Consider the following 21854-nt stretch of genomic DNA (forward strand, 5'->3'; position numbering starts at 1 on the left):
TCGGTTTTGCGGGACTTTCACAGCCGAGGAACGGAGCGGGCGCCGGACCACGGTAGGCCCGACGGCGACCTCAGCCAATCTGGTTATCCACAGGCCATGTGGACGACGACCCCGATGCTGTGGAGAACTGCTCAAAACCTGTGCACGACCCGGTGGACAGCCCTGTGAACAAGCCCTCTTCTTCTCCCCTCCGACCTCGCTGACCAGCACCTTTGCCATCCACCGGCTGTGCAGAAGAAAAACTTCCCCAGTCGGATCAAGTTCGCAGCGAAGGGTGCAGGTAAGCACGCACAGTGAGTCACCAAGTAAGGGTCACTGGCCGATTGCATCTCTTACCTGTGGACGATTAGATTGGTGGCCATGACACCGGCTCCCACGATCCCCAAGGCCACCCGGCGACAGCACGATCGGGAGATCGTCGCACTGGCCGTTCCGGCCTTCGGCGCGCTCGTCGCCGAGCCCCTCTTCGTCCTGGCCGACAGCGCCATCGTGGGCCACCTCGGCACCGCGCAGCTCGCCGGCCTCGGCGTGGCCTCCGCCCTGCTGACCACAGCCGTCAGCATCTTCGTCTTCCTCGCCTACGCCACCACGGCGGCCGTCGCCCGTCGCGTGGGCGCCGGTGATCTCCCAGCAGCCATCCGCCAGGGTATGGACGGGATCTGGCTGGCACTGCTGCTCGGCGCAGCCGTGATCGTCTTCGTCCTCCCCGCCGCTCCCTCCCTCGTGGAACTGTTCGGCGCCTCGGAGACGGCCGCCCCGTACGCGATCACCTACCTGCGCATCTCCGCACTGGGTATCCCCGCCATGCTGGTCGTCCTCGCCGCAACAGGCGTTCTGCGCGGACTCCAGGACACGAGGACGCCTCTCTACGTCGCCGTCGCCGGCTTCATGGCCAACGCCCTTCTGAACGTCGGTCTCGTCTACGGCGCGGATCTCGGCATCGCCGGCTCCGCCTGGGGCACCGTCATCGCCCAGTGCGGCATGGCGGCGGCCTACCTCGTCGTGGTGATCCGAGGAGCCCGCCGGCATGGTGCGTCGCTGCGCCCCGACGCCGCCGGCATCCGGGCGTCGGCCCAGGCGGGCGTGCCCCTGCTGGTGCGCACCCTGTCCCTGCGAGCCGTGCTGATGATCGCGACCGCTGTCGCCGCCCGCCTCGGTGACGCGGACATCGCCGCCCATCAGATCGTCCTGTCACTGTGGAGCCTGCTGGCCTTCGCCCTCGACGCCATCGCCATCGCCGGACAGGCGATCATCGGGCGCTACCTCGGTGCCGACGACCCCCGCGGTGCCCGGGCCGTCTGCCGCCGCATGGTGGAGTGGGGCCTCGCCGTGGGTGTCGTACTGGCCCTGCTCGTGGTTCTGGCCCGTCCGTTGTTCCTGCCCCTGTTCACCGGGGACCCGGGTGTCAAGGACGCCGCGCTGCCCGCCCTGCTGGTGGTGGCCCTGTCCCAGCCGGTCTGTGCCGTCGTCTTCGTCCTGGACGGCGTGCTGATGGGCGCGGGCGACGGCCCCTACCTGGCCTGGGCGATGGTTCTCACCTTGGCGGTCTTCGCTCCGGTCGCGCTGCTGGTTCCCACCCTCGGTGGCGGCCTCACCGCACTGTGGGGGGCCATGACCCTGATGATGGCGGTCCGGATGCTGACCCTCTGGCTGCGCACCCGCTCGGGGCGCTGGCTGGTCACCGGCGCGGCCCGCTGACCGCGGCACACGAAACCGGCGTTTCACGTGAAACACCACGATTCCGATACTTGCGGATCGGCTGAGGCAAGCGGAAGGGGCCGCACCCTGGAGGGTGCGGCCCCTTCTCAGCTCTACAAGCCGAGCGCAGCGATCAGGCCGCGACGACCTCGAGGCTGACCTTGGCGGCAACCTCGGGGTGCAGACGCACGGACGTCTCGTGGGTGCCCAGGGTCTTGATCGGCGAACCGAGCTCGATGCGGCGCTTGTCGACCTCGGGGCCACCGGAAGCCTTGATCGCCGAGGCGATGTCGGCCGGGGTGACGGAGCCGAAGAGACGACCGGCGTCGCCGGAGCGGACGGCCAGGCGGACCTTGACACCCTCGAGCTGGGCCTTCACAGCGTTGGCCTGCTCGATGGTCTGGATCTCGTGGATCTTGCGAGCACGACGGATCTGCTCGACGTCCTTCTCGCCGCCCTTGGTCCAGCGGATCGCGAAGTTCCGCGGGATCAGGTAGTTGCGAGCGTAGCCGTCCTTGACGTCGACGACGTCGCCCGCGGCACCGAGGCCGGAGACCTCGTGGGTGAGGATGATCTTCATTTTTCGGTCACCCTTCCCTTATCGCGCCTGGGCGGTGTAGGGCAGCAGCGCCATCTCACGGCTGTTCTTCACGGCCGTGGCGACGTCACGCTGGTGCTGGGTGCAGTTGCCGGTCACGCGGCGGGCACGGATCTTGCCGCGGTCGGAAATGAACTTCCGCAGCATGTTCGTGTCCTTGTAGTCCACGTACGTGACCTTGTCCTTGCAGAAAGCGCAGACCTTCTTCTTCGGCTTGCGCACAGGCGGCTTCGCCATGGTGATTCTCCTGTGTGATCAAGAAGTTGGGATACGACCCGCCTTCGGCCTACACCGGCCCGGAGAACCGGGCCCGAAGGCCTAGAAGGGGGGCTCGTCCGAGTAGCCGCCACCGGCACCGCCGCCGCCGGAGTTTCCACCCCAGCCGCCGCCACCGCCGCCGCCCTGGTTGCCAGCGGCGGGAGCGCTGGTCGCCCACGGGTCGTCGGCAGGAGCGCCGCCGCCCTGCTGACCGCCGCCGGGGCCACCGCCCCAGCCGCCGCCCTGGGCGCCACCGCCACCGCCGCCGAAGCCACCGCCGCCACCCTGGCCACCGCGGCCGGTGGTCTTGGTGACCTTGGCCGTGGCGTTGCGCAGGCTGGGGCCGACTTCCTCGACGTCCAGTTCGTAGACCGTGCGCTTGACGCCCTCGCGGTCCTCGTAGGACCGCTGCTTCAGCCGGCCCTGCACGAGGACGCGCATGCCTCGCTGGAGCGACTCGGCGACGTTCTCCGCCGCCTGACGCCAGACCGAGCAGGTCAGGAACAGGCTCTCGCCGTCCTTCCACTCGTTGGTCTGACGGTCGAAGGTGCGGGGAGTGGACGCGACACGGAACTTCGCGACCGCCGCACCGGAGGGGGTGAAGCGCAGCTCGGGGTCGTCGACAAGATTGCCGATGACCGTGATGACGGTCTCGCCTGCCATGGGGGAACCTCTCGGCGGGTTTGCTGCTGCTGGCTGCTGGTGCTGCTACTCGAATCCCGAGACCAGTTGAGCGGGGAAGCTCAGTGGGTCTCGGGGCGGAGGACCTTGGTCCGGAGGACCGACTCGTTCAGGTTCATCTGGCGGTCGAGCTCCTTGACGACCGCAGGCTCGGCCTGCAGGTCGATGACCGAGTAGATGCCCTCGGGCTTCTTCTTGATCTCGTACGAGAGACGACGACGGCCCCAGGTGTCGACCTTCTCCACCTTTCCGTTGCCCTCACGGACGACGGAGAGGAAGTTCTCGATCAGCGGGGAGACAGCGCGCTCCTCGAGATCGGGGTCGAGGATGACCATCACTTCGTAGTGACGCATGTGGAACCCACCTCCTTTGGACTCAACGGCCACGGTCGTTCCGTGGCAGGAGGGTTGTGATGCGTACGCAACGGTATCGGCCGCCACTGACAATCGGGGGTCGCGTAGCGACGTTCCCGCTCTGAGCTGGGCGGACTCCCTGGCTGTGCCTGGGCAGACACCGGTGCAGACGGTACAGACTACCTGCACACCGGCTTCCGGTTGAAATCCGGCCCCGGAGGCCGTCAGTCTGTACACGTCGGGTGTGTATGGCGCTACGATGCGCCGCTTTCCGCAGGAGGTGCCTCATGGCACAGGCATTGCGACCCAACACCGCCGGTTCTCTCCTCGCCACCGACGGCAGGCCCCATCCGCTCCAGGACACGCTCATGGCCGTCACCCTGGTCCTGGGCACGGTGGCCTTCGTCACGGCGATGTTCCACAGCCTCCACCTGCTCAGCTCGTGGGCCGGCCTGGTGGGGATCTTCACCGGCGCGTACGGACAGTGGATCTCCGAGACCACCCGTGAGCGCTTCGGCCTGATCCTGGGGCTCGGTGCCTCCGGCGTCGGCTTCTTCCTCGGCATGGCCCACGGCGGCCTCTTCGGCGGCCTCTGGTGACCTGACCGGCGTCGGCCCGGCACCTTCCGCCGGTGTCGGCTTCCGGAGCCGCAGAGCACCGGCGGAACGCCCCGGCCGTCCACTGGCCGGGGCAAAGGTGCCGTACGCCCAGTCGGGGCGCTCGCACGGCGCAGTAGGCTTCGGCGCGAGAGCCGGAGCCCCTGTACCCATGGGGACACACCAGCCCGAGGAGCGCCCCGAATGAGCCTGACCCTGAGGACGATCAGCCGCGAGCAGCATCTGGCGTACATCCAGAGCCTGCCTGCGGCGAGCCACATGCAGGTTCCGGCCTGGGCAGACGTCAAGGCCGAGTGGCGGTCGGAGAGCCTCGGCTGGTTCGACGGCAGGACCGGTGAACTCGTCGGTGCCGGTCTCGTCCTCTACCGCCAGCTCCCCAAGATCAAGCGCTACCTCGCCTACCTGCCCGAAGGGCCGGTCATCAACTGGTACGCGCCGAATCTGACCGAGTGGCTGGAACCGATGCTCGCGCACCTCAAGCATCAGGGCGCCTTCTCCGTGAAGATGGGTCCGCCGGTGATCATCCGGCGCTGGGAGGCCTCCTCCATCAAAGCGGGCATCCAGAACCCGGACGTGAAGCGACTGCGGGACGTCGAGGCCGACTTCATCGAACCGCGGGCCTTCGAGGTGGCGGACAAGCTGCGGCGCATGGGCTGGCAGCAGGGTGAGGACGGCGGCGCCGGCTTCGGCGACGTCCAGCCGCGCTACGTCTACCAGGTGCCGCTGGCGAACCGTTCCCTCGAAGAGGTCCACAGGAACTTCAACCAGCTCTGGCGCCGCAACATCAAGAAGGCCGAGAAGGCCGGCGTCGAGGTCGTCCAGGGCGGCTACCACGACCTCGAGGAGTGGCAGCGGCTCTACGAGATCACGGCGGTGCGCGACCACTTCCGGCCACGCCCGCTGTCGTACTTCCAGCGCATGTGGACGGCCCTCAACACCGAGGACCCCAACCGCATGCGGCTGTACTTCGCCCGCCACAACGGCGTGAACCTCTCGGCGGCGACCATGCTGATCGTCGGCGGGCACGTCTGGTACTCCTACGGCGCCTCCGACAACATCGGCCGTGAGTTCCGCCCCTCGAACGCGATGCAGTGGCGGATGCTGCGCGACGCCTACGCGCTCGGCGCGTCCGTGTACGACCTGCGCGGCATCTCCGACTCGCTGGACGAGTCGGACCACCTGTTCGGCCTGATCCAGTTCAAGGTCGGCACGGGCGGGCAGGCCGCCGAGTATCTGGGCGAGTGGGACTTCCCGCTGAACAAGCTGCTCCACAAGGCGCTCGACATCTACATGTCGCGCCGCTGATCACCCGTCAGCTGCTTCGATGACGTCCTACGTCTCGACAGCTCCCCACCTCTGACACACCGCAGCCACGAGAAAGGTTCCAGGTCCGGCCATGGCGCTCACGCTCTACGTCGACACCGCGCGCTGGCGGGCGCACCACAAGCACGTGCAGGAGCAGTTCCCGGGACTCGTCCCGGTCTGCAAGGGCAACGGCTACGGCTTCGGGCACGAGCGGCTGGCGGAGGAGGCCACCCGGCTGGGCTCGGACATCCTCGCCGTCGGTACGACTTATGAAGCCGCGCGCATCAAGGACTTCTTCGGCGGTGACCTGCTGGTGCTGACGCCGTACCGGCGCGGCGAGGAGCCCGTCCCGCTGCCGGACCGGGTCGTGCGGTCGGTGTCGTCGATCGACGGTGTCTACGGCCTCGTGGGCGCGCGCGTGGTGATCGAGGTGATGTCCTCGATGAAGCGGCACGGCATCAGCGAGCAGGATCTGCCGCAGCTGCACGCCGCCATAGAGAACGTCCGCCTGGAGGGCTTCGCCATCCACCTGCCGCTGGACCGTACCGACGGCTCGGACGCCGTCGAGGAGGTCATCGGCTGGATGGACCGGCTGCGCGCGGCCCGGCTACCGCTGCACACGATGTTCGTGAGCCACCTCAAGGCCGATGAACTCAGCCGCCTGCAGCAGCAGTTCCCGCAGACCCGCTTCCGTGCCCGCATCGGCACGCGGCTGTGGCTGGGGGACCACGAGGCCACCGAGTACCGCGGCGCCGTCCTGGACGTCACGCGCGTCGCCAAGGGCGACCGGTTCGGCTACCGGCAGCAGAGGGCGGCCTCCGACGGCTTCCTGGTGGTCGTGGCGGGCGGTACGTCGCACGGGGTGGGCCTGGAGGCCCCCAAGGCCCTGCACGGCGTCATGCCGCGCGCCAAGGGCGTCGCACGCGCCGGCCTGGCCACGGTGAACCGGAACCTCTCGCCGTTCGTGTGGGGCGGCAAGCAGCGCTGGTTCGCCGAGCCGCCGCACATGCAGGTGTCCATCCTGTTCGTCCCCTCGGACGCGCCGGAGCCGACGGTCGGCGACGAGTTGGTGGCCCATCTGCGGCACACCACCACGCAGTTCGACCGCATCGTGGACCACTGAGCAGCACAGCGACGACGAAAGGCCGGACACGGGTTTCCGTGTACGGCCTTTCACGTGGTCGCCGGGCTCCGGCGTGTTCGCTCAGGGCGAACCGTCGACGGTGTCCCGCTTGCCCCACTCCACCTGCGGCCCCTCGAAGTGGGCGGCGTGCCGGGCGGGATGAGCCGCCGCACCCAGGACGAAGACGTCCTCCGCACCGTCGAGCACCCCACCCGACGGATCATCGTCCCCGGCCCGGCGGACCACGTCCCGCTCGGGCATCAGGATGTCCCGCACCACCATCACGCACAGGTAGAGCGTCCCCAGCAGGTGGACACCGATGGCCCAGTGATAGCCGTCGGCCGGCAGTCCCTTGTGGGCCTCTCCGCTGGTGGTGTAGGCGAGGTACAGCCAGATGCCGAGGAAGTACGCCACCTCGCAGGCCTGCCAGATCAGGAAGTCCCGCCATTTGGGCCGGGCCAGAACAGCCAGCGGCACGAGCCACAGGACGTACTGCGGCGAGTAGACCTTGTTGGTGAGGATGAAGGCCGCCACGATCAGGAAGGCCAGCTGAGCGAAGCGGGGGCGCCGCGGAGCCGTCAGCGTCAGCGCCCCGATCCCCAGTCCGCACGCCACGACCAGAAGCGTGGCGAGCGTGTTGACGCTGTCGGTGGTGAGCGGATCGCTGGAGTTCTGAGCCAGGATCAACCAGAACGACCCGAAGTCGACTCCCCGCTCCTGGCTGAACGTGTAGAACTTCGACCAGCCTTCGAAGGCGAAGAGCATCACCGGCAGGTTCACCACCAGCCAGGCGACAACCGCACCGCCGAGGGCCGTACCGAAGTCCCGCCACTTCCCCGCTCGCCAGCACAGGACGAACAGCGGGCCCAGGAGGAAGACGGGATAGAGCTTGGCGGCGGTGGCGAGCCCCAGCAGGACGCCGAAAGCCAGCGCCCGTCCGCGTGACCACATCAGCATGGCCGCGGCCGTCAGAGCGACTGCCAGGAGATCCCAGTTGATGGTGGCGGTCAGCGCGAACGCGGGCGCCAGGGCCACCAGCAGGCCGTCCCAGGGCCGCCGGGCATGCGTCCGGGCCACACAGACGGCGATGACGGCCGCGCACGCCATCAGCATTCCCGCGTTGACCATCCAGTACCACTGGCCCTGGTGCTGGGCGCTGCCGCTGCCCGGCGTCAGCCAGGCGGCCACTTCCATGAAAACTCCGGTGAGGACCGGGTATTCGAGGTACTGCATGTCGCCGGGGAGCTTGTCGAAGTACGGCACGAGTCCGTCGGCGAATCCGCGCCCCTGGTAGAGGTGCGGGATGTCCGAGTAGCACGCGTGCGTGTACTGGGAGACGGCGCCGAAGAACCAGCCGCCGTTGTAGCAGGGCGCCTTCTGGATCAGGCCGAGGGCGAACATCCCGATGGCCACGAGCGCGACCACCCGTACAGGCGACAGCCAGGACGTCCCGGTCAGGGCTCGCCGCCCCAATGGGCCGCCGATCAGCTCACTGCCGGCCGCGGCCACCTCGTCGTTCCTGGTCGGCTGCACCGGATCAGGCTCGCGCACGCGCGCTGGCGTCGATTCTGCACTGGGCATGGCCCACATCCTGCCGTACGGACCTAGCAAAACGCCGAGGGCCGCCCCACCTGGTCCGGTGGGGCGGCCCTCGTTTCACGTGAAACGTCCTCATGTTTCACGTGAAACGCATGTGTGAGGCGATTGCCCGACTAGCCGCTCGATCCTCCGAAGAAGCCGCCGTTGCCGTTGCCTTTGGTGACGTCCCCGGTGTCGCTGGGTGAGGGGGAGGGGCTCGTCGTTCCGGTACCGCCGTCGGTGGTGCCCCCGCCGTTCGCGCCGCCCGAGTTGTTGTCGCAACCGAAGAAGTTGTTGCAGGTGTCGCTCGGGGAGGGCGACGGCTCAGGCTGTTCCGACTCCGTGGGGGTCGGAGACGGCGAGGGGCTCGCCTCCTCGCTCTCCGTGACCGACGGGCTGGGCGACGGGATCGGGTCCTCGTTGAGGACCTCACCGATGGGCTCGGGTTCCGGGAAGCTCTTCTTCGGCAGGTCCTTCATGGCCTCGGCCATGTAGTCGTGCCAGATCTCCGCCGGGAACGAAGCACCGTGGATCTTCTTCTGGCCACCGGTTCCGAACATCTCCAGGAACGTGCGGTTCTTCTTGGTCTCGTCGTCGTCGTACCGGAACATGGTGATCGCGGTCGACAGCTGCGGCGTGTAGCCGACGAACCAGGCCGACTTGTTGCCGTCGGTGGTACCGGTCTTGCCGGCCACGTCACGACCGGGCAACTGCGCGGCGGTACCCGTTCCCTTCTCGACCACGGTCTTCAGGACGTCCGTGACGTTGTCCGCGACCTTGGAGGTGAACCCCTCCTTCGTCTCGGTCTTGTGCGTGTAGATCACGCCGTCCCGGCTCGTGACCTTCTGGACCGAGTAGGGGTCACGCTGCTTGCCGCTGGCCGCGAAGGTGGCGTAGGAACCGGCCATCCGGATCGCGCTCGGGTCGGAGATACCGATCGAGAACGACGGGAAGTCGGCACCGGTGAGGCTGCTCTCCTTGATGCCGGCGCTCGTGGCGGCCAGCTTCACCTTGTCCAGACCGACGTCCATGCCCAGTTGGACGAATGCGGAGTTCACCGACTCGCGCATCGCCTCCCGCAGGTCGATCTTGAAGTTGGGCGGGCTGCCGTAGGAGGCCTGACCGTCGTTGGTCTGCAGCCACTCCTCGCCCTTCTCGTTCTTCCAGATCGTCCCGTCGTAGTTCTTGATCTTGAGCTTGTTCTTGCCGCTGAACAGGCTCTTGGGGGAGACGATGGTGCGCTCGTCCTGGGCCTGCGACGAGCCGAGGTCCTTGTCCCGGACGCCCCAGCTCATCGCCGCCGCGAGGACGAACGGCTTGAACGTGGAGCCCACCTGGGCACCGGTCTGGTCGGCGTTGTTGGTGAAGTGCTTGGTCGCGTCCTCACCGCCGTAGATCGCCTCGATGGCGCCGGTCGCCGGGTTGACGGACGCTCCGCCGAACTGGACGTGGGTGTCCGTGTCGGGGCGTTCCTTCGGCTTGATGTTGGCCTTCTGGACCGCGGAGACGGCCTTCTCCAGTTGCTTGACCTTGTTCTTGTCGAAGGTCGTGTAGATCGAGTAGCCGCCCTGCTGAAGCTTGTCCTGCGTGATCCCGGTTTCCTTGCTGTGGGTGATCACGTAGCCGTTGGCAAGGTCGACGAGGTAGCCGGTCTGACCGCTCAGCTGGGTGTTCGACCGCGGATTCTCCAGCTTGGGCAGGGTGGTGAACGTGGCCCGCTTGGCGGCATCCAGGTGCTTGTACTCGACCATCTTGTCGAGGGTGTCCTGCATCTGGGTCAGAGCCCGTTTGCGGTTGGCCTCCGGCGTCGCGGCCGCGTCGATGGAGGTGGCGCCGGCGGGGTCGTAGTAGGTGGCGCCCTTCAGCGTGGCGGCCAGGAAGGCGCACTCGCCCTCGTTGAGCTTGATGGCGTCCTTGTCGAAGTAGGCGCGGGCGGCCGCCTGGATCCCGTAGGCGTTGCGCCCGTAGTACGCCGAGTTCAGATAGCCCTCGATGATGTCGTCCTTGTCCTCCTCCGCCCCGACCTTTATCGACACGAAGATCTCCTTGAACTTGCGGGAGATCGTCTGGGACTGGTCGTTCAGCATGGCGTTCTTGACGTACTGCTGGGTGATGGTCGAGCCGCCCTGCGTCTGTCCACCCCGCGCCATGTTGAACACCGCACGCGCGATGCCCTTGGGGTCGATGCCGCTGTCGTCGTAGAACGTCTTGTTCTCCTGCGAGATCACCGCCCAGCGCATCGCCTCGGGGATCTGCGAGAGATCGATGATCTGGCGGTTCGTCTCACCACCGGTGGCGACCATCTGGCTGCCGTCGCTCCAGTAGTAGACGTTGTTCTGCGCCGTGGCGGTCTCGTCGACCTTCGGGACGGCGACCATGGCGTACCCGACGCCCGCCACCGCGACCAGGCTGCCCATGAAGCCGACGAACAGGCCGGTGACGAGTTTCCAGGACGGCACCCAGCGCTGCCAGCCGTACTTGCCGGCGCGCGGATAGTCGACCAGGCGTTTCTTGGCGGAGGCCGGACGACCCCGGCCCGAAGGACCGGACGGTCCGCCTCGGCGGCCTCCTGCCGGCTCGGCGGCTCTGCGCCGGCCGCCCGCGCTCCTCTGTGCCACGCGCCGGGCGCCGGCGCGGCCACCGGAGGACGGGTCCTCGCCTCCCGGCCCGTGGAAGCCCGACCCGTACGAGTCGGAAGGAGACCCGGTGGCGCCTCGCGGTGCCGCACGGCGGCCGGAGGACGAGCCGGACTGGCCGCGTCGGGCCGCGGCACGTCCGCCTTCCTGCGGCTGCGGCGGTTTGCGACGGTGCTCGCTCATCGAACGACTACTCCTCGGGCAGGCGCATCCGTGCGCGCCTGGAAACGGCGGCTGGTTTCCTGTCCCCCCGAAGTACGGATGGGGTCGCTGGCGCATTCACCCGTACCGCACCGGGGAACTCGACGCCCCCCGGCGTCTCGCGAGTCCCGGTGGTTTTCATGGCGCACAGACTACGCACCCTCAAAACCCGTCCAGCTCCGAAGTTCATCTCAAACCAGGCAACTTGCCCGCAACGAAACCGTGATGTGATCCCGTTCACTACCGCCCCCCTTGTTCCAGCCGCAGGGCCGTTCTATCGTGCTGATGTATCGAGTCGATACATCAGCACGGCATAAGACCGTCAGCGGGCCCGTCACCACGGGTCGCGAGAGAGAGGAGGCGACGATGAGCCGGCGTTCCGGAATCCTCGAGTTCGCCGTCCTCGGACTGCTCCGCGAGTCCCCGATGCACGGCTACGAGCTGCGCAAACGACTCAATACCTCACTGGGCGTGTTCCGTGCCTTCAGCTACGGAACCCTCTACCCCTGCCTCAAGACGCTCGTCGCCAACGGCTGGTTGATCGAAGAGGCGGGAAACAGCCCGGAGGACACTCTGGCCGCTCCGCTCACCGGACGCCGCGCCAAGATCGTCTACCGGCTGACGGCAGAGGGTAAGGAGCACTTCGAGGAACTTCTCTCCCAGACGGGCCCGGACGCGTACGAGGACGAGACCTTCGCCGCTCGCTTCGCCTTCTTCGGCCAGACCTCCCGCGATGTGCGCATGCGCGTCCTGGAGGGCCGTCGCAGCCGCCTGGAGGAGCGCCTCGAGAAGATGCGCGCCTCACTGGCGCGCACCAGGGAACGCCTCGACGACTACACGCTTGAGCTCCAGCGCCACGGAATGGAGTCCGTGGAGCGCGAAGTGCGCTGGCTGAACGAGCTCATCGAGAGCGAGCGGGCCGGACGGGACCTGAAGGGGTCCGGTCCCGGAGGATCCGCTCAGCAGAACACCACATCTGGATCGACGGGCGGCCTGCCCCGTCCCGGGGACACCCTCGGGACGGATACGCCCGGCGAAACCGCCACGTGAGCGCCCACTCAGGGCCTCACTCGTACACACAGGGAGCAACCGGAATGGGTTCGGTTCGCGTAGCCATCGTCGGCGTGGGCAACTGCGCGGCGTCGCTGGTGCAGGGCGTCGAGTACTACAAGGACGCCGACCCGGCGTCCAAGGTCCCGGGCCTGATGCACGTGCAGTTCGGGGACTACCACGTCGGTGACGTCGAGTTCGTCGCCGCCTTCGACGTCGACGCGAAGAAGGTCGGCCTCGACCTCTCGGACGCCATCGGTGCCAGCGAGAACAACACCATCAAGATCTGCGACGTGCCGAACAAGGGCATCACGGTCCAGCGCGGCCACACCCTCGACGGTCTCGGCAAGTACTACCGCCAGACCATCGAGGAGTCCGCCGAGGAGCCGGTGGACGTCGTCCAGGTCCTGAAGGACAAGCAGGTCGACGTCCTCGTCTGCTACCTGCCCGTCGGTTCCGAGGACGCGGCGAAGTTCTACGCCCAGTGCGCCATCGACGCCAAGGTCGCCTTCGTCAACGCCCTCCCGGTCTTCATCGCTGGCACCAAGGAGTGGGCGGACAAGTTCACCGAGGCCGGCGTGCCGATCATCGGTGACGACATCAAGTCCCAGGTCGGCGCCACCATCACGCACCGTGTGATGGCGAAGCTGTTCGAGGACCGCGGTGTCCGGCTCGAGCGCACCATGCAGCTCAACGTCGGCGGCAACATGGACTTCAAGAACATGCTGGAGCGCGACCGCCTCGAGTCGAAGAAGATCTCGAAGACGCAGGCCGTCACCTCGCAGATCCCCGACCGCGACATGGGCGAGAAGAACGTCCACATCGGTCCCTCGGACTACGTGGCCTGGCTCGACGACCGCAAGTGGGCGTACGTCCGTCTCGAGGGCCGCGCCTTCGGTGACGTCCCGCTGAACCTGGAGTACAAGCTCGAGGTGTGGGACTCCCCGAACTCCGCGGGTGTCATCATCGACGCCCTGCGCGCCGCGAAGATCGCCAAGGACCGCGGCATCGGCGGCCCGATCCTGTCGGCGTCGAGCTACTTCATGAAGTCCCCGCCGGTCCAGTACTTCGACGACGAGGCCTACGAGAACGTCGAGAAGTTCATCCGCGGCGAAGTCGAGCGCTGATTCGACCGAGCACGGCGCGCAGACACGACCAAGGGTCGCGCGCCGGCTCGGTCGGCACACCGCGCTGCGTCCGGCAGCGCTGAAATTCGCTCCTGCCAGGGCTGACGAGGGCCCCCGGGTCGTGCGATCCGGGGGCTTCGCCGTATGTGAGGCTGTCCCCCATGGCCGTCGTCCGCGATCTGCGCATCCTGCTGCGCTTCGGCAACTTCCGGCGCCTGCTCGCCGTACGGCTCCTCTCCCAGTGCGCCGACGGCGTCTACCAGGTCGCGCTCGCGGCCTACGTCGTCTTCTCCCCGGAGAAACAGACCTCGGCCACCGCGATCGCCTCCGCGATGGCGGTGCTGCTCCTCCCGTACTCCCTGGTCGGCCCCTTCGCCGGCGTCCTGCTGGATCGCTGGCGCCGCCGCCAGGTGTTCCTCTACGGCAACCTCCTGCGGGCCCTGCTGGCCTCGGTCACGGCCGCCCTGATCGTCACCGGCGTTCCCGACTGGCTCTTCTACGCCTCCGCTCTCTGCGTCACCGCGGTCAACCGCTTCGTCCTCTCCGGTCTGTCGGCGGCGCTGCCGCGCGTGGTCGATGCCGAGCGCCTGGTCATCGCCAACTCCTTCTCACCGACGGCGGGCACGCTCGCCGCAACCGCCGGGGGAGGGCTCGCCTTCATGGTCCGGTTGCTGGCCGCCGACTCCGACGCCGTCGTCGTCCTGCTGGGCTCGGCCCTGTACCTGTGCGCCGCCCTGGTGTCCCTGCGCCTGGCGGTGGATCTGCTCGGACCCGAACGGGGCCGGATCCCGCCCCGTCTCATGACCACCCTCCGCGGAACGGCCCGCGGTCTGGCGGCCGGCCTGCGTCATCTCGCCGAGCCGGGTCGCCGGCAGGCCGCCTGGGCACTCGGCGCGATCACGCTGATGCGGTTCTGCTACGGCGCCCTGACCGTCATGACGCTGATGCTCTGCCGGTACTCCTGGTCCTCCGACCCGGACGAAGGGCTGGCCCTGCTGGGGCTGGCGGTGGGCATCGCGGGCGTGGGCTTCTTCGTGGCGGCCGTGGTGACCCCGTCCGCCACCGGGCGTCTGGGCCCGGGCCGCTGGATCGTCGTCTGCTCGGCCGTGGCCGCCGTGCTGGAACCCGCGCTGATGCTTCCCTTCGCCGAAGCCACCGCGTTCGTCGCGGCTTTCGTCCTGGGGCTCGTCACCCAGGGCGCGAAGATCGCCACCGACACCATCGTCCAGTTCTCCGTGGAGGACGGCTTCCGCGGCCGTGTCTTCTCCCTCTACGACGTGCTGTTCAACGTCGCCTTCGTCGGCGCCGCCGGAGTGGCCGCCGTGATGCTGCCGCCGGACGGGCGCTCCACGGCCCTGGTGGTCGCGGTCGCCGTTACCTACGGGGCTGTTTCTGCGGCTATGGCTCGATTTGAACGCCAGTAAGTGTCACATCAATGCCACAGACCCCTCCTGGGCTACAGCGTTGTCAGTGGTGGCCGGTAATTTACGTGCGTCTTATCTCGCGCCTCACGCGCGTCGCACACCTATGCTCTCTAGGGGGACCCCCAGTGACGACTCCGCCGCCCCAAGGCCAGAATCCGTTCGCGCAGCAGGGCCAGCAGCCCTACGGCCAGCCGCAGGGCCAGGCGCCGTACCCGCCGCAGCCGGGCTTCCCGCAGCAGCCCACCGCCCCCTACGGCGTGGTCCCCCCAGCGCCGCCCAGCCGCAAGGTCAGCTTCAAACTGATCAAGAACGTCGTGATCGTCCTGGCTGTCATCGGCGCGGGCATCGCCGCCTTCATATCGAGCCAGGACGACGCCAACACCGCGGCGGTCGGTGACTGCATGCACCGCGGCAGCACCGACAACAATGACCCCGACCTTGAGGTCGTCGAGTGCAGCTCCTCGAAGGCCCAGTACGTGGTGCTGGCGAAGGTCAAGGGCGACTTCTCCGCGATCAGCGCGGAGACCAAGTGTTCGGAAAAGGCGAAGGACTTCCAGTACTCGTACACCGAGACCGGCGACGGCAGTAACTTCCTGCTCTGCCTGAAGGACTACACGAAGTAAGGCAGGCGCCGAGGGGCGGTGTTTCACGTGAAACACCGCCCCTCGGCATATCCGGACGGGGCATGTTTCACGTGAAACATGCCCCCGCTGCGCACGCCTCAGGCCTCCTTGACCCACCACTCCTGAAGTGCCGCCACCGCCGCGTCGTACTCCATCGGGCCGTTCTCCAGCCGGAGTTCGAGCAGGTGCTTGTAGGCCTTGCCCACGGCAGGGCCGGGACCAACACCCAGGATCTCCATGATCTGGTTGCCGTCGAGGTCCGGACGGATCGCGTCCAGCTCCTCCTGTTCCTTCAACTCGTCGATACGCTCCTCCAACCCGTCGTACGCACGTGAGAGCGCGGTCGCCCTGCGCTTGTTGCGCGTCGTGCAGTCGGAGCGGGTCAGCTTGTGAAGGCGCTCGAGGAGCGGCCCGGCGTCCCGTACGTACCGGCGGACGGCGGAGTCCGTCCATTCACCGGTCCCGTAGCCGTGGAAACGAAGGTGAAGTTCGACCAGGCGTGAGACGTCCTTCACCAGTTCGTTGGAGTACTTCAGTGCGGTCATGCGCTTCTTGGTCATCTTCGCGCCGACCACCTCGTGATGGTGGAAGGAGACCCTGCCGTCCTTCTCGAACCGACGGGTTCGCGGCTTGCCGATGTCGTGCAACAGCGCGGCCAGACGGAGGGTGAGGTCGGGGCCGTCCCCCTCCAACGCGATCGCCTGCTCCAGGACGATCAGCGTGTGCTCATAGACGTCTTTGTGCCGGTGATGCTCGTCGCTCTCCAGCCGCAGGGCGGGCAACTCCGGCAGCACGTACTCGGCGAGCCCGGTGTCGACCAGCAGCGTCAGGCCCTTACGGGGATACGAGGAAAGGATCAGCTTGTTCAGCTCGTCCCGCACCCGCTCGGCCGAGACGATCTCGAGCCGGCCGGCCATCTCGGTCATCGCCGTGATGACCTCCGGGGCCACCTCGAAGTCGAGCTGGGCGGCGAAGCGGGCGGCACGCATCATCCGCAGCGGGTCGTCCGAGAAGGACTCCTCCGGCGTCCCCGGGGTGCGCAGCACTCGCGCGGCGAGATCATGGAGGCCGCCGTGCGGATCGATGAACTCCTTCTCCGGGAGTGCCACGGCCATCGCGTTCACCGTGAAGTCGCGCCGCACCAGGTCCTGCTCGATGGAGTCGCCGTACGACACCTCGGGCTTGCGGGACGTCCGGTCGTAGGCCTCCGACCGGTAGGTGGTCACCTCGATCTGGAAGCTCCGATCAACACCTCCGACGCGGGCTTCCTTCTGCGCTCCCACCGTGCCGAACGCGATCCCGACCTCCCATACGGCGTCCGCCCAGGGTCGGACGATCTTCAGCACGTCCTCGGGGCGAGCGTCCGTCGTGAAGTCGAGGTCGTTGCCGAGTCGGCCGAGCAACGCGTCCCGGACCGAACCGCCGACCAGGGCGAGCGAGAACCCGGCCTCCTGGAAACGGCGGGCGAGGTCGTCGGCGACAGGAGCCACCCGCAGCAGTTCACTCACCGCGCGATGTTGCACCTGACTCAGGACACTGAGGTTGTCTTCGTTGGCGTTCGGCACAACAGAAGAGGGTACGTGGCCCGGCACGGCACGGGCGCCCTATAAAAAGGGGACAGCCACCTCCCTCAACAGCCGCATAATCACCAGCCTTCATGACATACGCGACTGCTCCTTCCTATACCTGCACATAGAGGATGCGCCGTCGGTCGCACCTGATCTTGCGGAGCAGACCGCGGCACTTACCCTCAGCGGGCATCGTTACCATGCGTGGACGCACATACCGACGACCACTGACGACGAGGGACGGACGAGCGCGTGGCCGAGGCGGCAGACTTCCCGGGGATGGCTCCCTCACCTGCCCGCCGGTGGCTGCGGCGCACCGGAGCACTGCTCGCGGGGGCGCCTCTGCTGGCCGGTCTGCTCCAGCTGCCCGCGTCCTCGGCGTCGGCCGTCGAACAGACCTCTGCCAAGGCGGCCTCCGGCACCGGCACGGTCGCCGTCGCCGTCGACTCGCTCACCCCCAGCGCCCCCACCGAGGGCGACACACTGACCGTGTCCGGCACGGTGACCAACAAGGGCAAGCAGACCGTCACGGACGCGCACGTCGACCTGCGCCTGGGGTCCGCTCTGAAGACCCGCTCAGCGATCGACAGCAACGCCAAGCAGTCCGACGACCTGTCGAGCACCACCGGATCCGAGGTGGGCGACAAGTACATCGCCAAGTTCGCCAAGCTCGCTCCCGGGGTCGCCCAGCAGTTCAGCATCTCCGTACCGGTGGACGAGCTCGATCTCGGGGCGGACGGTGTGTATCCCCTGGGCGTCTCCCTCTCGGGTGAGACGTCCGCGAAGCCGTGGGAGCAGGTGCTCGGCATCCAGCGGACGTTCCTGCCGTGGCAGCCCGACCAGGCCGACACCAGGACCCGTACGACGGTGCTGTGGCCACTGGTCTCCGACGTCCACATGACGGCCGAGACCGGGTCCGACGAACAGCAGACGCCGGTCTTCCTCAACGACGACCTCGCCGCGGAGATCTCGCCCGGCGGGCGCCTCGACCAGCTCCTGAGCCTGGGCAGGACCCTCGATGTCACCTGGGTGATCGACCCGGACCTGCTGGCCTCCGTCGACGCCATGACCGAGCGGTACGACATCCTCGCGGGCGACACCATCACGGCCGGCAAGCACCAGGCCGTCGCCAGTCAGTGGCTCGCCGCGCTGCAGGAGGCCGTGCGGGGCAAGCAGGTCGTCGCCCTGCCCTACGCCGACCCCGACCTGGCCTCGCTCGCTCACAGCGGCACCAGCGTCACCGGCTCGCTGAGTCAGCTCAAGGCAGCCACGGACGTCGCCGCCGAAACGGTGGAGACCATCCTCCACGTGACCCCCAGCACCGACTTCGCCTGGCCGGTCGAAGGTGCCGTGGACCCGTCGATCGTCAAGGTCGCCACCTCCGCGGGCGCCGACAAGGTGATCGCGCGCGGCGACAGCCTGACGGAGAACGGCGGCCTGTCGTACACGCCCTCCGCGGCCCGCCCCATCGGCGGTGGCACCACCGCGGTGGTGGCGGACGCCCGACTGTCGCAGGCGTTCCAGAGCGACCTGACGACGGCCTCCGCGTCCACGCTCGCCGTGCAGGAGTTCCTGGCGCAGAGCCTGGCGCTGAACCTCCAGTCGGACAAACAGCGCAGCATCGTCGTGGCCCCTCAGCGCATGCCGACCGCGGCCCAGGCCCAGGCGATGGCAGAAGCGGTCACCGCTCTGCAGGGCGGGGCCTGGTCGCAGGCGCAGCAGCTCACGGCGGCCGCCACCGCCAAGCCCGACCCGGGCGCCACGACGAAGGTGCCGTCCCGGTCGGCGTACCCCGCCTCGCTCGCCAAGCGGGAGCTGCCGCGGTCGGCCTTCGTGGACATCGCGACCACGCAGGACCGGCTCGACAACTTCAAGGTGATCCTGACCGACGAGTCCCGGGTGGTAACCCCCTTCGGGCGGGCCGTCAACCGTGAGATGTCCACGTCCTGGCGGGGCCGGACCGCCGCGGCGAGCAGCTTCCGCCAAGGCGTCCAGGCCTACCTCACCACGCTCGCCGGCCAGGTCAAGCTGATCGAGAAGTCGGAGCTGAAGCTCTCCGGGCGCAGCGCCACCATCCCGGTGACCGTGCAGAACAATCTCGTACAGGGCGTCGAGCGCCTCGTGCTGCGGCTCACCTCGACCAATCCGACCCGCCTCGAGATCGGCGGCAAGGCCTACGACGAGCAGCCCATCGCGGTCTCCGGCGGGCACAGCACGACGGTGAAGTTCACCACCTCCGCCAACGCCAACGGTCAGGCGGCGGTCGTCGCCCAGCTGTACACCGAGGACGGCAGGGCGTACGGCGCACCGGTGACCTTCGACGTGAAGGTCACCGAGATCACGGCCACCGTGATGCTCGTCATCGGCGGCGGTGTCCTGCTGCTGGTGCTGGCCGGCTTCCGCATGTACACCCAGCGCAAGCGCGCCGCGGCCCGGGGGCCCGAGGACCACGCCGCCGACGGAACGGACCCGGCAGCCGACGCCGAGACCGCGCAGGGCTCCGAGAGCCGTCCCGACGACGGGTCGGGCGCCCGGTCCGGGACGGAGGGCCCGGTGCAGCCGAGTGACGGGGCCCCGGACACCGCGGCGGAAAGCACCGACCCCTCCGGGACGGGTGAGAGAGTGGACCGTTGAGGATGTCGTGGCCGGACGGCCCGGAACGATGAGGTGGGGTAACCATGAACGCGCCGTACGACGGTGACCGCGGCCAGGCCGCGGGCAGCTCGGGCTACCCCGAGGGCCCGCCGCCCGAGCAGGGCCAGGTGCCGCCGCAGCACCCCGCGGACATGTACCTCCAGGACGCCTACGACCAGGACCCCTACCGGTCCCAGGACCTCACCGCGCAGGATCCGGTCGCCGAGGCGCTCTACGACCGTGCCGCGCACCCCCCGCCGCCGCCCGGCGCCCACTCTCCCCAGCAGCCGCTCTACGGGCAGCCGCAGCAGTCCCCGTACGCGCCCGACCCCCGCGTCTGGGCCCAGACCCCGGCGCCCGAGCCGGAGGGCCCGACGCAGTACCTGCCGTACGGCGACGACCCGCGCACGACCCAGTTCGTGGGTGTGGACGACCTCGTCACGCACTCCGGTGAGGAGCGTCACGAACCCGACGCCTTCGCCCACCTCTTCCGCGACCAGCAGCAGGTCGGTACCCGCTCCCAGACGGACTCGCCCGCGGTACCGGGGCCGGCGCACGCTCCGGGCGGCCAGGGTCCCACCTCGCAGTACCGGGCGCCCGCGGCCGTCCATGCTCCAGGACCCGAGGGGCCAGCGTCCGGCGTCGACCAGACCATGAACCTCACCGCCACCCCGGCGGCGGCCCCCGCACCACCCGCGAAGAAGGGCGGGCGGGCCACCGGGCTGCTGAAGTCGAGCGCCGTGATGGCGGCGGGCACGATGGTCTCGCGTCTGACCGGGTTCATCCGGTCGGCGATGATCGTCTCCGCCCTGGGTCTCGGCTTCCTCGGTGACTCGTTCCAGGTCGCCTACCAGCTGCCGACGATGATCTACATCCTGACCGTCGGCGGTGGCCTCAACTCCGTCTTCGTGCCGCAGCTCGTCCGTGCCATGAAGGAGGACGACGACGGCGGCGAGGCGTACGCCAACCGTCTCCTGACCCTCGTGATGGTGGCCCTGGCGGCGCTCACCGCCCTCGCGATGTTCGCCGCGCCGCTCCTGGTCCGCATGCTGGCGAACCCCGTCGCGAACAACCCCGCGGCCAACGAGGTCGCCGTCACCTTCACGCGCTACTTCCTGCCCTCGATCTTCTTCATGGGCGTCCACGTGGTGATGGGGCAGATCCTCAACGCCCGGGGGAAGTTCGGCGCGATGATGTGGACCCCGGTCCTGAACAACGTCGTCATCATCGTGACGCTCGGCATGTTCCTGTGGGTGTACGGCACCGCGGCGGACTCCGACATGAGCGTCACGAACATCCCGCCGGAGGGCCAGCGTCTCCTCGGCATCGGCATCCTGCTCGGCCTGGTCGTCCAGGCCCTCGCGATGATCCCGTACCTGCGCGAGACCGGCTTCCGGATGCGGCTGCGCTTCGACTGGAAGGGCCACGGCCTCGGCAAGGCCGCCATGCTCGCCAAGTGGACGATCCTGTTCGTCCTGGCCAACCAGGCGGGCGCGCTGGTGGTCACCCAGCTGTCCACCGCGGCCGGCATCGACTCGGGCGTCAAGGGCACCGGTTTCGCCGCCTACGCCAACGCGCAGCTGATCTGGGGCCTGCCGCAGGCCATCATCACCGTGTCCCTGATGGCCGCCCTGCTGCCCCGTATCTCGCGCTCCGCGGCCGAGCAGGACGCGGGTGCCGTCCGCGACGACATCTCCCAGGGTCTGCGCACCACGGCCGTCGCGATCGTGCCCATCGCCTTCGGGTTCATCGCGCTCGGCGTCCCGATGTGCACTCTGATCTTCGGCTCCTCGGGTGTCACCGAGGCCACGAACATGGGCTTCATGCTGATGGCCTTCGGCCTCGGCCTGATCCCCTACTCCGTGCAGTACGTCGTCCTGCGCGCCTTCTACGCGTACGAGGACACCCGGACTCCCTTCTACAACACGGTGATCGTGGCGGCCGTCAACGCAGCCGCCTCCGCCGCCTGCTACTTCCTGCTGCCCGCCCGCTGGGCCGTGGTCGGCATGGCCGCCTCCTACGGCCTGGCTTACGCCATCGGTGTCGGCGTCGCCTGGAACCGTCTGCGCAAGCGGCTCGGCGGGGACCTGGACGGTGCCCGCGTGCTGCGGACGTACGCACGGCTGTGCATCGCCGCCGTGCCGGCGGCCCTGCTCAGCGGCGCCGCCTGCTACGGCATCGCCCAGACTCTCGGTCAGGGCGTCCCGGGCTCCTTCGCCGCGTTGCTGGCGGGTGGGGCCGTCCTGCTCGGTGTCTTCTTCGTGGCCGCCCGCCGCATGCGGATCGAGGAGCTCAACTCGCTCGTCGGCATGGTGCGCGGACGCCTGGGGCGTTGAGGCAGGGGTAGGCGCACAACCATCGTCCGCCGCCGCGTGTCGTG

17 protein-coding genes are annotated in these 21854 nt (G+C 68.4%); 10 read left to right on the forward strand and 7 right to left on the reverse strand.

What is annotated here, in order from left to right:
* The first annotated feature begins 360 nt into the window (after window positions 1-360).
* The gene (locus AB0N31_RS12095; RefSeq protein ID WP_366058257.1) at window positions 361-1698 is read left to right on the forward strand and encodes an MATE family efflux transporter; all 1338 of its coding nucleotides are present in this window, start codon (window positions 361-363) and stop codon (window positions 1696-1698) included.
* 133 nt (window positions 1699-1831) lie between these two features.
* On the opposite strand, the gene rplI is transcribed toward AB0N31_RS12095, so the two are convergent.
* The 4 genes from rplI to rpsF form a co-directional block, all read right to left on the reverse strand.
* Window positions 1832-2278 carry a 50S ribosomal protein L9 gene (gene rplI, locus AB0N31_RS12100; RefSeq protein WP_366058258.1) on the reverse strand — a complete coding sequence of 149 codons (447 nt, stop codon included), beginning with the start codon at window positions 2276-2278 and terminating at the stop codon, window positions 1832-1834.
* An 18-nt stretch (window positions 2279-2296) separates the two neighbouring features.
* A complete protein-coding gene (rpsR, locus tag AB0N31_RS12105) occupies window positions 2297-2533 on the reverse strand; it encodes a 30S ribosomal protein S18 (RefSeq protein ID WP_020130672.1) in 237 nt (78 codons plus the stop codon).
* An 81-nt stretch (window positions 2534-2614) separates the two neighbouring features.
* Entirely contained in the window at window positions 2615-3217 is a 603-nt protein-coding gene (locus tag AB0N31_RS12110; RefSeq protein WP_366058259.1) for a single-stranded DNA-binding protein, read from the reverse strand.
* Window positions 3218-3297: 80 nt separating this feature from the next.
* On the reverse strand, window positions 3298-3588 hold the full coding sequence (gene rpsF, locus AB0N31_RS12115) for a 30S ribosomal protein S6 (protein WP_006604399.1): 291 nt from the start codon (window positions 3586-3588) through the stop codon (window positions 3298-3300).
* A gap of 287 nt (window positions 3589-3875) precedes the next feature.
* Here rpsF and AB0N31_RS12120 point away from each other — a divergent pair, with 287 nt between their 5' ends.
* The 3 genes from AB0N31_RS12120 (at window position 3876) to AB0N31_RS12130 (ending at window position 6633) form a co-directional block, all read left to right on the forward strand.
* Window positions 3876-4187, forward strand: a complete 312-nt coding sequence (locus AB0N31_RS12120) for a hypothetical protein (protein WP_366058261.1) — start codon at window positions 3876-3878, stop codon at window positions 4185-4187.
* Between the two features lie 201 nt (window positions 4188-4388).
* The gene (gene femX, locus AB0N31_RS12125) at window positions 4389-5510 is read left to right on the forward strand and encodes a peptidoglycan bridge formation glycyltransferase FemX (RefSeq protein WP_363092320.1); all 1122 of its coding nucleotides are present in this window, start codon (window positions 4389-4391) and stop codon (window positions 5508-5510) included.
* Window positions 5511-5601: 91 nt separating this feature from the next.
* The gene (locus tag AB0N31_RS12130) at window positions 5602-6633 is read left to right on the forward strand and encodes an alanine racemase (RefSeq protein ID WP_366058263.1); all 1032 of its coding nucleotides are present in this window, start codon (window positions 5602-5604) and stop codon (window positions 6631-6633) included.
* An 81-nt stretch (window positions 6634-6714) separates the two neighbouring features.
* Here AB0N31_RS12130 and AB0N31_RS12135 read toward each other — a convergent pair whose 3' ends face one another.
* Window positions 6715-8214, reverse strand: coding sequence for a glycosyltransferase 87 family protein (locus AB0N31_RS12135; RefSeq protein ID WP_366058264.1), 1500 nt, complete (start codon window positions 8212-8214; stop codon window positions 6715-6717).
* Window positions 8215-8345: 131 nt separating this feature from the next.
* A complete protein-coding gene (locus tag AB0N31_RS12140; RefSeq protein ID WP_366058266.1) occupies window positions 8346-11030 on the reverse strand; it encodes a transglycosylase domain-containing protein in 2685 nt (894 codons plus the stop codon).
* A 384-nt stretch (window positions 11031-11414) separates the two neighbouring features.
* Here AB0N31_RS12140 and AB0N31_RS12145 point away from each other — a divergent pair, with 384 nt between their 5' ends.
* The 4 genes from AB0N31_RS12145 (at window position 11415) to AB0N31_RS12160 (ending at window position 15272) form a co-directional block, all read left to right on the forward strand.
* Entirely contained in the window at window positions 11415-12098 is a 684-nt protein-coding gene (locus AB0N31_RS12145; protein WP_366058267.1) for a helix-turn-helix transcriptional regulator, read from the forward strand.
* 44 nt (window positions 12099-12142) lie between these two features.
* Window positions 12143-13225: an inositol-3-phosphate synthase gene (locus AB0N31_RS12150; protein WP_366058268.1), complete on the forward strand. Its 1083-nt coding sequence runs from the start codon at window positions 12143-12145 to the stop codon at window positions 13223-13225.
* A 161-nt stretch (window positions 13226-13386) separates the two neighbouring features.
* A complete protein-coding gene (locus AB0N31_RS12155; RefSeq protein WP_366058269.1) occupies window positions 13387-14649 on the forward strand; it encodes an MFS transporter in 1263 nt (420 codons plus the stop codon).
* A 125-nt stretch (window positions 14650-14774) separates the two neighbouring features.
* Window positions 14775-15272: a hypothetical protein gene (locus AB0N31_RS12160; RefSeq protein WP_366058270.1), complete on the forward strand. Its 498-nt coding sequence runs from the start codon at window positions 14775-14777 to the stop codon at window positions 15270-15272.
* Window positions 15273-15370: 98 nt separating this feature from the next.
* Here AB0N31_RS12160 and AB0N31_RS12165 read toward each other — a convergent pair whose 3' ends face one another.
* Entirely contained in the window at window positions 15371-16837 is a 1467-nt protein-coding gene (locus AB0N31_RS12165; RefSeq protein WP_366058271.1) for a CCA tRNA nucleotidyltransferase, read from the reverse strand.
* A 255-nt stretch (window positions 16838-17092) separates the two neighbouring features.
* Between AB0N31_RS12165 and AB0N31_RS12170 the strand changes: the two genes are divergently transcribed.
* Both AB0N31_RS12170 and murJ read left to right on the forward strand, forming a co-directional pair.
* Window positions 17093-19474, forward strand: a complete 2382-nt coding sequence (locus AB0N31_RS12170) for a DUF6049 family protein (protein WP_366058272.1) — start codon at window positions 17093-17095, stop codon at window positions 19472-19474.
* Between the two features lie 44 nt (window positions 19475-19518).
* Entirely contained in the window at window positions 19519-21810 is a 2292-nt protein-coding gene (gene murJ / locus AB0N31_RS12175) for a murein biosynthesis integral membrane protein MurJ (protein ID WP_366058273.1), read from the forward strand.
* Window positions 21811-21854: the final 44 nt, after the last annotated feature.

The organism is Streptomyces sp. NPDC051051 (assembly GCF_040682975.1).
GTDB lineage: Bacteria > Actinomycetota > Actinomycetes > Streptomycetales > Streptomycetaceae > Streptomyces.

What these genes read in the sequence shown, in the direction of transcription:
- AB0N31_RS12095 (WP_366058257.1), top strand. Translation starts at nt 361, where the DNA reads ATGACACCGGCTCCCACGATCCCCAAGGCCACCCGGCGACAGCACGAT.
- rplI (WP_366058258.1), bottom strand. Translation starts at nt 2,278, where the DNA reads ATGAAGATCATCCTCACCCACGAGGTCTCCGGCCTCGGTGCCGCGGGC.
- rpsR (WP_020130672.1), bottom strand. Translation starts at nt 2,533, where the DNA reads ATGGCGAAGCCGCCTGTGCGCAAGCCGAAGAAGAAGGTCTGCGCTTTC.
- AB0N31_RS12110 (WP_366058259.1), bottom strand. Translation starts at nt 3,217, where the DNA reads ATGGCAGGCGAGACCGTCATCACGGTCATCGGCAATCTTGTCGACGAC.
- rpsF (WP_006604399.1), bottom strand. Translation starts at nt 3,588, where the DNA reads ATGCGTCACTACGAAGTGATGGTCATCCTCGACCCCGATCTCGAGGAG.
- AB0N31_RS12120 (WP_366058261.1), top strand. Translation starts at nt 3,876, where the DNA reads ATGGCACAGGCATTGCGACCCAACACCGCCGGTTCTCTCCTCGCCACC.
- femX (WP_363092320.1), top strand. Translation starts at nt 4,389, where the DNA reads ATGAGCCTGACCCTGAGGACGATCAGCCGCGAGCAGCATCTGGCGTAC.
- AB0N31_RS12130 (WP_366058263.1), top strand. Translation starts at nt 5,602, where the DNA reads ATGGCGCTCACGCTCTACGTCGACACCGCGCGCTGGCGGGCGCACCAC.
- AB0N31_RS12135 (WP_366058264.1), bottom strand. Translation starts at nt 8,214, where the DNA reads ATGCCCAGTGCAGAATCGACGCCAGCGCGCGTGCGCGAGCCTGATCCG.
- AB0N31_RS12140 (WP_366058266.1), bottom strand. Translation starts at nt 11,030, where the DNA reads ATGAGCGAGCACCGTCGCAAACCGCCGCAGCCGCAGGAAGGCGGACGT.
- AB0N31_RS12145 (WP_366058267.1), top strand. Translation starts at nt 11,415, where the DNA reads ATGAGCCGGCGTTCCGGAATCCTCGAGTTCGCCGTCCTCGGACTGCTC.
- AB0N31_RS12150 (WP_366058268.1), top strand. Translation starts at nt 12,143, where the DNA reads ATGGGTTCGGTTCGCGTAGCCATCGTCGGCGTGGGCAACTGCGCGGCG.
- AB0N31_RS12155 (WP_366058269.1), top strand. Translation starts at nt 13,387, where the DNA reads ATGGCCGTCGTCCGCGATCTGCGCATCCTGCTGCGCTTCGGCAACTTC.
- murJ (WP_366058273.1), top strand. Translation starts at nt 19,519, where the DNA reads ATGAACGCGCCGTACGACGGTGACCGCGGCCAGGCCGCGGGCAGCTCG.